Genomic DNA, 13314 nt, shown 5'->3' on the forward strand with positions numbered 1-13314 from the left:
TATCAGTACCAAAGAATCGGACATCGCAAAAGAAAACATCAAAGGAACATACGTCATGTCAGAGAAAAAGACTCCTGAAATCGGCGAATGCCAACACGTTTCATATTATCACCCTCAATGGGATGAAAAAGGAAAATGCTACTGGAAAGAGGTTGAACTTCAACACCAATCCCTTAATGCGGAAGCAAAATGCGTGGTTCCCCCAACCAAAATTATTCCAGTTATTTTTTTGCCTGGAGTAATGGGGAGTAATTTGAAAGCGACCTCGGCGGGTAGTGATTTTTTAGAAGATGATAAGATTTGGCGAGGGGATAACGAGATCGAGGTTTATGTCGACTGGGCTAAGTTAAAAGGTCAAGAACGACGAGAATTGTTAAACCCTAAAACCACAACGGTCGATAATCGTGGGGTCATTAACTCAAAAGTTTACTCGTTAATGACGGATGATGGTCAAGGGGAGTGTGGAACTTTACTTCAACCGAGAAAAGCGCGGGGTTGGGGAGAAATTCTCAATTTTAGCTATGGAAATTCATTGAGTGTGCTTCAAGGCGCGTTGTTAGATGATTGGCAAAAAGCCGCCAGACGGCGTGCTGATGGTAAAGAGGGCATCAGCGACAATCCGAAAGAAAATGGTATTGTGCGTCAGTTATGCAATGCCGTATTAGGCACTGAAGATAAAAATGAAGACTGCCTAACCGAAAAAGAAGCCAGTCATTTTTTGAACTTTCTCTATCCTTTGCATGTGTTTGGATATAACTGGTTGGAAGATAATGCTATTTCTGCCGCTAAATTGGTTGAGTATATTGATAAAACCCTCCGATATTACCAAAGCCAAGATGGGCACGGTCATGGTCTCGCGATTGAAAAAGTGATTTTAGTCACTCATTCCATGGGGGGATTAGTGGCTCGTTATGCCATGAATCCACCAGATGATGCAGAATTTAAAGGTTGCCAGGATAAGGTGTTAGGCGTTGTTCATGGTGTGATTCCGGACTTAGGGTCACCCGCCGCTTATCGGCGAATGAAAGTCGGCGGAAAACAAGAAGGACTGGCAGGCATTGTTATGGGGAAATCGGCTGAAGAATTGATGCCAGTATTAGCACGCGCCCCTGCACCCTTGCAGTTATTACCTGCGCCAAATTACACCAGTAATGCCCATGGAATGGCGTGGTTTAGTATTGAAAAAGGGAGTGCTGATGGCAGTGATTTAGTCTTACCCCAAAAAGGTGACCCGTTTGGGGAAATTTACCTGAATAAAACCTTATGGTGGCGGCTGTATGAGTCCGATATCCTCGACAAAGAGGATGCGGTTAGCCAAAATAATTGGGAAGAGTATGTTATTTTAATGAGGAAAAAAGTCCGGAGTTTTATTTCATCATTAAATGTCGCTGGTTATCACCCCAATACCTATGCGTTTTATGGGCAAACCAAGCCATCTGATGGCTCTGTGAAATGGCGTATCACATCTATTACGTACCCGAAAGATATGCATAACAGTGATAAAACACTCCCCAATAACTACCGTGAAGTGCCTTTGCCGTTTAACCGTTCCCGTCTTTATGAATTAAAATCTTCAAAATCTGCGGGGGATGGTACGGTTCCTGTAGAGTCCTTTAAGACAATCCAGCGCCAAAATGGGCAGTCCATTAAAAGTGTGTTAGCCACGAATGTCGACCACCAAGGGGCTTATGAAGTCAAAAACCTAGAAGATATTCATCTACGTCCGGCGTTAAAGTTTACCCGGCGAGCTATCGCTAAAATGGTCCAAGAGGTACCCGCATGTTAATGAAGACCTCGTTGCACTCAATCTGCTTTTCTTTAGGCCTAGTGCTTTTTATTCCAACGTTGTATGCAAATCCCATTGTTAAAAAGGACGCTGTTATGGTTGAACCGTTATTTTCAAAAACAAAACCGCAATGTGCAGGTATTTATGTGGTGGATGTTCCGGAGTCTTTTAATAATGGCACGCATAAAGCCACGTATGATGACTTTGATATCGAAAGCCAATTCATTTACCCACCTGCATTTAAACAGCGTATTGCATTGCGTGAAGAAGCGCTCAGAAATCAAAAAACCAGTCAGAAAAATGCCCCTGCGTTGAAAGAAATCATCCAGCTGCCCGATAATCAAGGAGTCATCTTTGATAAAAATCAAAGTGGAACAGATGACGCTTACAGAACATTAGAGGCTCATGTGTATATCAACCATATAGCCTTTATTATAACTATCGATATCCTTGATTTGTCTGCCCCTAAATATGCCAAAGATAGAGAAGATTATTTAAGTTATGGATTTTCCGAGTTTAAACTGAATGACAAACCGACTAAATTAGCGGCAATGCGTTCGTTGATTTCGCGATTAAGTGGGCGATTAGACCATGATATTCCAACCGATAAAGGCTGGTGTATTCCTAATGGATTTATTGCAGACGATGGCCAGGAACACAAAGTCGTTGTGGGGCTTAGCTATAAAAACGACGATTTACTCTTTGGTATCAATACTAATAGTGCAATGATTGCCGACGGAGATACCTTTTTTGGTCGAAGTGATGCAATTAATGACGCATTGAAAGCATCAAGCATGAAAACCTTAAAAAAATATGCGTCGATGGCGAATGGTATTCCATTTGAAGCATGGCTTCTTGATGGTACTCAAAATTATGAACAGAAAACGCGACAGGTCTATGACTTTACTCTTTATGCTAATGAAGCTGTTGCCACAGCTTGGAAGCCGTTAATCAAGTTAGGTCTTAATAGTAAGTATAAACAAACTCGCTATAGTGAATCTGAAATGGTCGAGATTTGGGATCGGATTGTTGACTCTCTGCGTTATAAGCCTAATTCATTTTAATGTTACCCTGAGTGACAGTGATTATGTTGTTATCGCTTAAATTTCACCTAAAATTGTTTACTTTAACCCCCGCCACTTAAGTACTAAAAGCACATAGGGTCTAATAAATGAGTCAAAAAATTACCTAAGTTTTTTCAACGCCAGATGGCAATACACTCAATTACCAACTGCGCACTGAAATGAGCCAAGGCCCACTGGCGCTATTAAAACTACGCAACTTTGTGCTACCTGAAAAAATCTTCTTGGATTAGCCATCGATAGGACATCACCTATGCCTTTATTAACTGCCTTGCGCACTGCTTGCTTTACTGGAAATCCGCTTGCTGCTAACCAGCTTGTTGAGCAACAAGTGGCTTTATGGGAGCGCTGGCTACTGCCTATTACCGCCGAAAACCCAATGGGGAATGACCCCGGTTATGACGATGACTTCGAACGTATGAAAGAAGAAGTCAACAAGTTATCAGGCTCAGATACACAATTAATCTGTACACTTGCCGAAAATCTCTTAACTCATGTCTGTAAAGACGCACGCGTTATCACTTACTATATTTGGGCGCGTTTGCATCGTGAAGGAGAAACGGGATTAGCCGATGGGTTAGGATTACTGGCAGGGTTACTCCACCGTTACCATGATGACTTGCTGCCAAATCGCCCAAATAGCCGAAAATCCGCCATTGAATGGCTCGCGGGTCAACGGGTTATCGACAGTTTATCCCTTTATCCTGAAGTGGATAGTAACGAATTCGCACGTATCGTGGCGTTACTTAGCTCGATTGTGGATGAATTTAGTACATGGGATGAAGCAAACCGTCCTAATCTTGCACCACTACTACGCGCATTAGAAAATCGACTTGCGCAATCTGGCGGTGCGAATAGTGTTGTTCCACAAAATATTAAATCAACAGAAAATATATCAACGAAACAGACATCATCGGGTATCAGCGCTATCACGCCTATTCAGTCTGGTCGAGAATTACTTGACCAAGCCAAAGTACTCGCCAATTATCTGCGCAATCAACCTAATGGTTGGTTGTCAGGTCACCGGCTGATGAAATCCGTACGGTGGGATACGCTACACCAATCTCCCCCACAAAATCAGCAAGGTTGTACTCGATTAGCCCCACCACGCTCAGATGCCAAAGCGCAGCTAAAACGTTTATATCTGCAACAAAATTGGCTCGAACTCACCGAGCAAGCCGACCGATTGTTTGCAGAAGGCGTTAATCATTTTTGGTTAGATGTGCAGTGGTATTTGCATCAGGCATTGAGTAAATCCCCTGCGCCGTGGGACGGCTGGGCAGAAGTGATTACTTCTGATTTAAAGCAGTTCTTACTTCGCTTACCGGGTTTAGAAAATCTCGCTTGGGAAGATGGCACACCTTTCGCTGATGAAGTTACATTAGCGTGGATCAAACAGCATATTCTAGAAGAGAATATTCAGTCTCTCCATCACATGCCTGTTCGTGGCACAAGTGACGATGATAACGACTCAATATTTTCGTTAGAACAAGAAGCGTTAACTCAAGCTGACACTGAAGGCGTTGAAGCCGCATTAGCCTGGTTAATGTCACGTCCGAATATCCAAACACCCCGTCAAAAATGGTTGCTGCAATTAGTGATGGCAAGAGTGGCTGAACAATTTGCTCGTTATGATTTGGCACTGAATTTACTTCGTGAATTAGACCACAGTGCTGAGCAGATGCGTCTCGCTGATTGGGAACCACACTCGTTATTTGAAGTTAAAGCCCGCCAATTGCAACTGTTGCGAGGGAAAACGCAGCGTAATACGCCTGACAAAGCTGAACTGCATCATCAGATGTCTGAGTTACTGGCTCAACTCACACGATTAGATCCTGTGCGAGCCTTAGTGCTCTACCCCTAAATTAATCAATGAGAACCACACAAATGGATGATTTAACCCTTCGCTATTATGATGCGGAGATGCGATATCTGCGTGAAGCAGCTAAAGAATTCGCTCAAGCTCACCCCGATCGTGCGGCGTTATTAGATTTAGACAAAGTGGGCATTCCTGACCCTTTTGTTGAACGACTTTTTGAAGGTTTTGCCTTCTCCATGGGGCAATTGCGCCAAAAAATTGATGATGATTTACCTGAGTTAACAGAAGGGTTAGTTAGCCTACTTTGGCCTCATTATCTACAAACCATTCCATCGCTTTCTGTCGTTGAACTCGCGCCAGATATTCACGATATGAAACTCTCATCGGTGATCCCTGCTAACTTTGAAGTGCTTTCGCGCCCGATTGGTCCCAAAAAGACCGTCTGCCGCTATCGCACAACGCGAGACTTAACGCTCAATCCCATTGTGCTATCAACCGTTAATTTAACCACAGAGCCTGATGGCCGTTCCGTAATTCGTTTGCAGTTCGATTGTGCGAAGCTCGCTGACTGGAAACAAACCGCACTTAATGCACTCTCCTTTTATCTCTCTGGTGACGTTCCAACGACCTATGCACTCCATTTAGCGCTGACTAAGCAAGTTGCAGCCACCTATATTCGCCTGCCATCGTCCCCTGATCGTATTCGTTTACCCCTTTGGTTTTCCCCGGGGGGCTTTGCTGAAGAAGACCAACTGTGGCCTAAAAGCGATAGCACTTTCAGCGGCTACCAGCTATTACTGGAGTATTTTTCTTTCCGTGAAAAATTTTTCTTCGTCAACTTAAACGGGCTCGGTGAGATTCAATTACCTGAAGGATTGAGTCATTTTGAACTCGAAATTGTGCTTGATACGCTATGGGATAGCGATATTCCATTAAGTACGGATAACCTAAAACTGCACAGCGTTCCGGTGATCAACTTATTCAACATTGAAGCCGACCCACTGACGGTTAATGGGCTAGAAAGTGAATATTTACTACGCCCTCGGCGCTTGCAAGATGGACACACCGAAATTTATGCAGTCGATACGGTTCATGGCACAAGGCGAGATGAACATATTCACTATGTGCCATTCAGTAGTTTCCGTCACAGAGGGGGAATGCTCCGCCACAACGCCCCTGAACATTACTATCACACACGAATTAAACGCGGCGTCAGCGGACTACATGACACATGGTTAATTGTAGGGAGAGCGCACGAGCAACCAAGCGCATCTCTTGAAAGTGAAACACTATCGCTCCAATTAACCGGGACTAACGGACAACTCCCTCGCAAAGCGTTACAAAGTACATTATTAGACAGAACTGAAGAGACTTTACAGACACAGTTACGGGTTCGTAACTTATGTAAACCTACGCTACCTTGCTACCCACCTGCTGAAGATAGATTTCATTGGCGTGTACTTAGCCACCTTGGTGCCAGCTTCCTGAATATGATGGATAACGTAGAGGTATTACGAGGCACTCTCGCACTTTACGATTGGCGAGAGGATGACCTGAATAGCCGTAAACTCGATGCCATGATCCACGTTGAGCAGCATCTCATCGAACGATTTGAAAAAGGCTTTTTACACCGGGGTATTGCCATTGACATCACTATTGATAGCCACGGCTTTAACGGTGAAGGTGACATTCATCTTTTTGGCGAAATGCTCAACCGTTTTTTTGCCCTCTATACCGATGTACACCTGTTTAACCAATTGACTTTACATATTTTACCGACAGGAAATAGTCTGACATGGACCGAAAATCATCCTCAGTAAATCCGCTTCTTGATGCGCTTGGGGAGCGTCTTCCGTTAGTTAATTTCTATCGATTTTGCCAGCTACTAGAACAAAGTAATGCACAGAGCCCGTCGCTCGGCAGTACTCAAGACCCCAAAACAGATGCGATTCGTTTTCGCCCTCACCGTGGAATGGGCTTTCCCGTCACCGAAATTAAAGGGTTGGATATTGACGATAGATACCGTGATAGTATAACTCCGAGCATTCGAACGACTTTTTTAGGGTTATATGGTGTCACTTCCCCGCTACCGACAACCTACCTTGATGACATTGCACAACGACGTGAGGGAACCGAGTCTCTTGCCGATTTTTTAGATATTTTTAACCACCGACTGACGACGCAGTTTTATCGTATTTGGCGAAAATACTCTTACCCTGCAACATTTTTAGCGGGAGGTGAAGACGAAACTTCCCAGTATTTATATGGGTTAATTGGCTTAGGTATACCTGGCACGGCGCAACATATACAAGCGCCATTATCCCGATTTCTCGCATTACTGGGTACGCTACGTTTTCCAACTCGTACCGCCGAAGGGGTTATATCATTAGTTAAATTACTGGCGCCTGATACCCAAGTTAACATCAAGCCTCATGACCCAAGACGCATCGAGCAAGCCACTCAAACAGGGTTATCCTGCAGAACACCGATGACATTAGCCAACAAACCCGTATTAGGTCAGTACGCCATCGATGTTAATAGCCAAATTTTGATTATCTTACAAACCAATAACCTTGAAGAAGCTCGGAACTGGTTGCCTGATGGGGTGCTGTATCAAGATTTAATGGCACTATTGCATGTTTATCTCGGATCACGCGTCAATGCTCGTCTTAACTTAACGTTACCAAGAAAGTTATTACCCAATGCGGCGTTAAGCACTCAATCTCACCAAGGTGTTCAATTGGGGCGTACCGCAGCAATGGGAACACTCAGCCCACAAACTGCGCATCAAGAACACGTTATCACGTTAAATTTAGGGCGTTACCAACGATTAACGACGTCAACACAGAGTACGCCTCCCCAAAATTATGCTAATTATCGATTTTAAGTTTGAGGATCACTTATGAAACAATTCCCTCTATTCTCCTTTTGCAGCAAAACATTAATGCTCCTCAGCGCATTAAATCTATCGGGCTGTGGTCTTACTCAGATGGTCGGTGATGGTACTCGCAATGTTGCAAGCTCCCTCTTTTATAAACAAGTGAAAGTCGTACACTTAGATTTTGTCGCACGTGAAGCATTAAATACCGATGATACTGGCGCATCGTTATCAACGATTATCCGTGTTTATCAACTAAAAAACTTTGAAAGCTTTGTAGAAAGCGACTATTCCACCCTTTTCGCTAAAGATAGCCAAGTACTCAAATCCTCATTAGTCACACAAAAAGACCTGCGAATTCGCCCTGGCGAATCAATTTCTCTTGATATGCCTCTCGAAGAAGGCGCTGAGTTTGTTGCTATCGCCGTGATGTTTCACCATCCAGACCTTGTCACCGATGATTGGCGTGTGGTGATCCCCAAAAAACGGTTATTACCTGATGACCCACGTTTATTAACGCTCGTGGATAACACGATGACACTAAAACCGCTGGGAGAAAAATAACATGTCTCAACCTTCATTATATGAAATGTTGACAGGGTATTTTGCGGGAGGATTGAATATTGATGACATTCCAGAACATGACCAAGTGATGGTTTCCGTCATGGACAATATTCGCCGTATTCTCAATACCAGAGCAGGGAGCATCGAACATATTCCAGATTACGGGCTTCCCGATATGAGTAAAATGATCCAAGGTCTCCCCGGCACCGCTCACAATATGATGACTGTTTTATCGGCAACGTTGCTCAAGTATGAGCCCCGCATCAAATCTCTTTCTTTAATGTTATTACCGCAAAATAGCTTTGGTGCACTCCACTATGCCCTTGAAGTTGAGTTGCACGAACAAGGTTTGATCCGCTATGGCACCCAATTTATGCCTGATGGACGCATTTTATTACATCATCTAAAAAAACAATTCGATACGATTTAACCGACGATAGCGTGAGAAGACTATGACCCCAGATTTAAACACATTACGCCTTGGTGGCGACCCTCGCACCCTGGCTGATTTCTCTGCCCTTAAAGACGAGTTAAACAAACGCTTCCATCCTGCCCGCCCTGATGTTGACTGGGCGCGAGCTCATGGGCTATGTTTGTCCTTATTCAACCAAAATGGCGCTGATTTACAAACTTGCGCATGGTTTACCCTGATCCGCCAGCATCAAAATGGCATTGCGGGATTAAACGAAGGCTTATCTTTACTCCAACATTTACTGAGCCGCCACTGGCAAGGATTATGGCCACAACAGACCCATGCCCGGGTTGAGATCCTCGCAACGCTGAGCCAACAACTCATGACAGGGTTACGCGCCCATGCACCTGTTTATGCAGACCTGCCAGCACTGTATCAAACTGAAGCGACGCTCAACCAAATTGGACAGTTGCTGCAAACATTAGAGCTCAAACACCTCACTCAGCTGGAACGACTGCAAAACTTGCTCACCACTCAAGCCAAGCAGCTCGAAAATACCGATGTTCCCGATAGTGGTTTTATTCCACCAACGCCGCTGCAATTGCCGAAAACCTCACCATCATCATTTCATGCCCGTGCCGCAGCAACGCCAATTTCCATCAAGGCCAATGCCACTATCAGTACACCGACACCGACCAAGCCTTCTTACCGCAAAGGCATTTGTGTGGGTCTGGCTTTCGGTATTGTGCTCACAGGCGCGCTGTGTGCAGGAACTTTGTATGTGTTACACCCGCAAATCAATAACCACGTTTTAGCGCAAGCGCTACCCCAGTTACCTGACTTTACGCCGAATATTGCCTCAATTCTTGAGCAACAATTACAGCCTAATACCGCTCAACCGAATAGTTTTTCTCCTGAGAAACTCAAGGTAATCGATAACTACCTCGTTGAATTGGAGTCGATATCCCCGATTTGGGCTCAGCAATATGGACTGAGTATGGTGAATTACCTCACGAAGCAATATGGTGAACGGCAAGAAGTCAGCGCATTTAACGATAAATGGCAGCAAAATATGCAAATTAATGCATTATCTCACGATAAATTACAGCAATGGTCTGAAGGGATGACGGAGTTGAATAATCTCAGTACTCGCTTAGACAGTCTCGATGGTAAACCTCGCAGCTATATCACTGGGTCTGAATTAAAAACCATTATTTTCAATGCCCGCCAGCATTTTAATCAAGGGTTGCCACTCGAGGAAGAGCTACGCCAACTAGAACAATTACAAGCGCAAGGCACTGTACCTGAATCAGAATATCAACGTATTGATACCCACTTTAAGCAACTATTGAACCGGTATGCATTGATTCAGCAAAATAAATAATTCCCTATCACTCAATAAATTGCTCATCGATATTGTCATCATTCTCGCCTTATTTTTCATTAATAAATGTATTTGAGTATAAGTGGGAACATCAAATCAATCATCGCCATGCTCTATTTGAAGGAAATACAATGAGTCAGGATGAACAAGGCGATAATATCCAGCACCGTTTTTGTCAATTTAATGTGAAAAAACGGGTTTCTTGGGAATGTACGACTGAACATCAATCACGGAACGCCAAAGTCCACCTTGATATCCCTGCAACCAAAGTGGTTCCTGTTATTTTTTTACCTAGCATTATGGGGTCTAACTTAAAACATAAAGATACGGGCGATTCAGTCTGGCGAATACGCCGTAATCTGGCATTAATAGCATGGGATACTCTCGGGTGAGTTTTTACGTCAGAAAAGCGTTGGCGTGAATTACTAGACTCTAACGCAGTTGAAACGGATTTTAGTCAAAAGGTAGGTAATGATGATGTTCATCCTTTCATTTTAGATATAAATGATCAATATCATGCGAATACTTACCAATTTTACGGAACGTATTTTGATGAAAATGCCCCGAAAGATAGTCGTCGTTCAGATGCAACAGTGACGTGGAAATTACGTGATAAGACCCTTTGCTTATGGGTATCAGATGACAACCGTTCTACTGAGATGTATGGCGATAAGCACGAATATACGTTACTCAAATCTAGCAATAAATGGAAAAGTACGCCATCAATGGATTATGAGGGCGGGCACGGTGACGGTACAGTGCCTAAATATTCTATAAATTTAGACAGAAAAGAAATGTTTAAAGAAATTTTAGAGTTCATTATTAAGACAGATATAACAAATGATTGAAATCTGGAATAGGATTTTACAATCCTTTAAAGTTTGTCAAAATGCTTATTAATCGGTTAATTAACGAAGTGCTAACCTACTCTCTGCTATTACGCTATGTATACTAGTTATCATCGATGAATGAATCAAAAATGAGTTACCTTCTATTTATTAGTGCATTACTCTCATTCATTATATTAAATTGTGCATATGCAACTAAAACCATCGGTTGCTATTATTTTCACGATCCCGAGAAAAAATCAAATAATGATGTTAATATACTTATTAATCTAAAATTTAAATTTAACAATGAGGCTAAGTTAACTATTTCATCTTGGCAAGAATTATATTCTTGCGAGGGGAATTATACATTAAAAGAAATAGCCACAGGATTTAATGCATCTATTATTAATAAACAGGATTGTAAAATCCCCCCGCCTCAATTCGTTATAAGCAAAAATGCTAATAGATATTTAATTAAAAATGAGTCACTTTTAATTAATGATCCCTCCTCCTACCAACTGATTGAGTGCCGTTCTGAGTAATTGAAATGACTTGGCCGCTTGAATGTTATTTTACTTTTTATACGAGAATTGATTAATTGAAAAATAAGCCAACACTTCTGGGCTCATTAACAGGCTGTTATCAACAGTTTTTCTTTAAATCTGAAACCACATAAGCATAATACCAATTTTGGCTCGTGAGTATTGCTCCTTCGATAGGATAATAACAAAGTATATGGCCTTCCATATATAACATTAAGTATACAAATCAATGGAGAAAAGGTAAGCGCATCATGAACCTCATAGCTAGCAACAATTATATTAAAGTAATCATTAAAGGTATTGGAGAATGTTACAACCAGGAGCAGATGTACATGGCTATTTAATTGTTTGGGTATGAGGGAAGGCTAACAAAACATGGTATCCGTCACAAGATGGGCACTATCTTGCATGAGGAAGGTTTTAACTTAGCATGGATTGAAACCAGGCTCGCACATATCGATAAGAATACGACCCATGGCATAGATAAAGGTTTGGTAGTTAAGTATCTTAGATTCTTTGTAATTAAAGCACCAATAAAAAGTGAGGGTATAAAGAAGGTTACAATCAGAAATAAATATTAATTTAATCATTATTAATCAAACTGATAACATAAAAAATCGATTCCTGCAGGGACTTCTAAAGATCTATTAAGACCTCCATTTTCAAATAAAAACAATAAATTAATTATTTTTACTTCCAAGAAGGTCTAATAACTTTTAGTGGAATCTAAGTACTCATGTATATAGTATTTTTTATTGGCAAATTTATTTAGCCGATACCAGAAGAAAAGAGATGAAGTAAAAATAGCCTTTAGAGAGCATAAGCCCAACTGAGGAGAATACAAATAAAGTTATCACCGAAATTAGTTGTAATAATAAAATTCATATATCACGCTTAGTTAAATAATGTCGTTGCATACCTGTCTCCGGGAAGTCAGGTAATGACATTTGTTTCACATATCCTAATTTTTCATAAAATGGCAAAGCTTGGAAACTAAATGTGTCAACTAAGCTATGAATACAACCTAATTTTATTGCTTCCCGTTCAGCGGTATACATCAATTCACGGCCTAATCCATCATTTCTGGCACTTTCACTAACCCACAAATAATCAATACAGAGCCAATTTGCCTTAATTGAGGAAAGTAAACCACCAAGCATCACGCCATCATCATTTTTAAAATAAATTCCTAATGAACCAAATCGGTCGGCATTTAAAAACTGAGTATTAAAACTACGCAACCCTGCAAGTAATTCTTCTTTATCTTCGGTGGTGATTTCATGTGCAATAATAATATTCATTCGATGCTCTGCTAATTCTCGGCTAATAACGTATTATTTCAAACATATTTACGTTGATAAGTAAACAGTAAAATAGAGATGATAGAATAAACAATTTTAAAATACATCCGTTTCGATAATTTGGGTAATTAAGGCTGTTACAGACAATATCAATGAAGATTTGATCATTTGCTGAAAACGGTGTTTTTGCAATTCAATTAATTGATTATCAATAAGATCTTCCGGCTGATTAAATCTCATCATTTCTGGTAATGGTTCTATACAATGAAGCATTTTAATACTGCCTAAAATTTCATCATCCGTAAAATTTACATTTATTTTTTCTGCAGATAATGACTCATTCAAAGCAAGAAATAATTCTATATCTTCATAAGTTTCACGAGAAATAGCCCCTAACGCAAATAAGAGTTTCAAACGAACCGATAACTCCCCTAATGGGCCATTTCCAGTCAAAAGAGGCTCAACTGCATATTTTACTGCATAGTCATCCTTTCTGAAAACTTTTAACATTAATTTATCAATAGCTTGTGAAATTAAAATAACGACATCTTGAACAAATAAGTGCACCTCTGGTCGTTGATTCAACCGCTCAAGAATTTGATTTTCAATGTTTTGTTTATTTTCCATATTAGCTTCTTTTATCACTTTATAGCTATATTACTTTCGTTGACATAGTAGATAGCCATAAAGTGATTGAACCTCAATAATTAACCCAT

The 13314-nt window shown here is 41.3% G+C and carries 13 protein-coding genes and 1 pseudogene; 12 read left to right on the forward strand and 2 right to left on the reverse strand.

Going from position 1 to position 13314, the window contains the following annotated elements:
- Positions 1–55 precede the first annotated feature (55 nt).
- The 12 genes and pseudogenes from PSF28_RS13855 to PSF28_RS13910 form a co-directional block, all read left to right on the forward strand.
- Positions 56–1786, forward strand: a complete 1731-nt coding sequence (locus PSF28_RS13855; RefSeq protein WP_272685208.1) for a lipase family alpha/beta hydrolase — start codon at positions 56–58, stop codon at positions 1784–1786.
- Positions 1780–2850 (forward strand): T6SS immunity protein Tli4 family protein, encoded by a 1071-nt coding sequence (locus PSF28_RS13860; RefSeq protein WP_272685209.1) that lies wholly within the window; start codon positions 1780–1782, stop codon positions 2848–2850. The genes PSF28_RS13855 and PSF28_RS13860 overlap by 7 nt, the downstream gene beginning before the upstream one ends.
- Before the next feature lie 271 nt (positions 2851–3121).
- Positions 3122–4732 carry a type VI secretion system protein TssA gene (gene tssA / locus PSF28_RS13865; RefSeq protein WP_272685210.1) on the forward strand — a complete coding sequence of 537 codons (1611 nt, stop codon included), beginning with the start codon at positions 3122–3124 and terminating at the stop codon, positions 4730–4732.
- 23 nt (positions 4733–4755) lie between these two features.
- Entirely contained in the window at positions 4756–6507 is a 1752-nt protein-coding gene (gene tssF / locus PSF28_RS13870; RefSeq protein ID WP_210839133.1) for a type VI secretion system baseplate subunit TssF, read from the forward strand.
- Complete coding sequence (tssG, locus tag PSF28_RS13875; RefSeq protein ID WP_272685211.1) at positions 6483–7574, forward strand: type VI secretion system baseplate subunit TssG; 1092 nt, start codon at positions 6483–6485, stop codon at positions 7572–7574. Before tssF ends, tssG begins: the two co-directional genes overlap by 25 nt.
- Positions 7575–7589: 15 nt before the next feature.
- Positions 7590–8129, forward strand: a complete 540-nt coding sequence (gene tssJ, locus PSF28_RS13880; protein WP_272685212.1) for a type VI secretion system lipoprotein TssJ — start codon at positions 7590–7592, stop codon at positions 8127–8129.
- Between the two features lies 1 nt (position 8130).
- Positions 8131–8559: a type VI secretion system baseplate subunit TssE gene (gene tssE, locus PSF28_RS13885; protein WP_210839138.1), complete on the forward strand. Its 429-nt coding sequence runs from the start codon at positions 8131–8133 to the stop codon at positions 8557–8559.
- Positions 8560–8581: 22 nt separating this feature from the next.
- Positions 8582–9925, forward strand: coding sequence for a VasL domain-containing protein (locus tag PSF28_RS13890; RefSeq protein WP_272685213.1), 1344 nt, complete (start codon positions 8582–8584; stop codon positions 9923–9925).
- Between the two features lie 131 nt (positions 9926–10056).
- Positions 10057–10317 carry a hypothetical protein gene (locus PSF28_RS13895; protein ID WP_272685214.1) on the forward strand — a complete coding sequence of 87 codons (261 nt, stop codon included), beginning with the start codon at positions 10057–10059 and terminating at the stop codon, positions 10315–10317.
- 201 nt (positions 10318–10518) lie between these two features.
- Positions 10519–10773: a hypothetical protein gene (locus tag PSF28_RS13900; protein ID WP_272685215.1), complete on the forward strand. Its 255-nt coding sequence runs from the start codon at positions 10519–10521 to the stop codon at positions 10771–10773.
- Positions 10774–10889: 116 nt separating this feature from the next.
- Positions 10890–11297 (forward strand): hypothetical protein, encoded by a 408-nt coding sequence (locus PSF28_RS13905; protein WP_210839146.1) that lies wholly within the window; start codon positions 10890–10892, stop codon positions 11295–11297.
- Between the two features lie 344 nt (positions 11298–11641).
- A pseudogene (locus PSF28_RS13910) lies at positions 11642–11776 on the forward strand (tyrosine-type recombinase/integrase); the annotation flags it as partial.
- A gap of 402 nt (positions 11777–12178) precedes the next feature.
- On the opposite strand, the gene PSF28_RS13915 reads toward PSF28_RS13910, so the two are convergent.
- Together PSF28_RS13915 and PSF28_RS13920 are read right to left on the reverse strand one after the other, a co-directional pair.
- Positions 12179–12598 (reverse strand): GNAT family N-acetyltransferase, encoded by a 420-nt coding sequence (locus tag PSF28_RS13915; protein WP_210840558.1) that lies wholly within the window; start codon positions 12596–12598, stop codon positions 12179–12181.
- A gap of 96 nt (positions 12599–12694) precedes the next feature.
- A complete protein-coding gene (locus PSF28_RS13920) occupies positions 12695–13225 on the reverse strand; it encodes an MltR family transcriptional regulator (RefSeq protein ID WP_272683818.1) in 531 nt (176 codons plus the stop codon).
- Positions 13226–13314: the final 89 nt, after the last annotated feature.

It is taken from the genome of Providencia sp. PROV130 (genome assembly GCF_028482225.1).
GTDB lineage: Bacteria > Pseudomonadota > Gammaproteobacteria > Enterobacterales > Enterobacteriaceae > Providencia > Providencia rettgeri.

Coding starts and splice junctions, on each gene's coding strand:
- PSF28_RS13855 (WP_272685208.1), top strand. CDS start 56: ATGTCAGAGAAAAAGACTCCTGAAATCGGCGAATGCCAACACGTTTCA.
- PSF28_RS13860 (WP_272685209.1), top strand. CDS start 1,780: ATGTTAATGAAGACCTCGTTGCACTCAATCTGCTTTTCTTTAGGCCTA.
- tssA (WP_272685210.1), top strand. CDS start 3,122: ATGCCTTTATTAACTGCCTTGCGCACTGCTTGCTTTACTGGAAATCCG.
- tssF (WP_210839133.1), top strand. CDS start 4,756: ATGGATGATTTAACCCTTCGCTATTATGATGCGGAGATGCGATATCTG.
- tssG (WP_272685211.1), top strand. CDS start 6,483: ATGGACCGAAAATCATCCTCAGTAAATCCGCTTCTTGATGCGCTTGGG.
- tssJ (WP_272685212.1), top strand. CDS start 7,590: ATGAAACAATTCCCTCTATTCTCCTTTTGCAGCAAAACATTAATGCTC.
- tssE (WP_210839138.1), top strand. CDS start 8,131: ATGTCTCAACCTTCATTATATGAAATGTTGACAGGGTATTTTGCGGGA.
- PSF28_RS13890 (WP_272685213.1), top strand. CDS start 8,582: ATGACCCCAGATTTAAACACATTACGCCTTGGTGGCGACCCTCGCACC.
- PSF28_RS13895 (WP_272685214.1), top strand. CDS start 10,057: ATGAGTCAGGATGAACAAGGCGATAATATCCAGCACCGTTTTTGTCAA.
- PSF28_RS13905 (WP_210839146.1), top strand. CDS start 10,890: ATGAATGAATCAAAAATGAGTTACCTTCTATTTATTAGTGCATTACTC.
- PSF28_RS13915 (WP_210840558.1), bottom strand. CDS start 12,598: ATGAATATTATTATTGCACATGAAATCACCACCGAAGATAAAGAAGAA.
- PSF28_RS13920 (WP_272683818.1), bottom strand. CDS start 13,225: ATGGAAAATAAACAAAACATTGAAAATCAAATTCTTGAGCGGTTGAAT.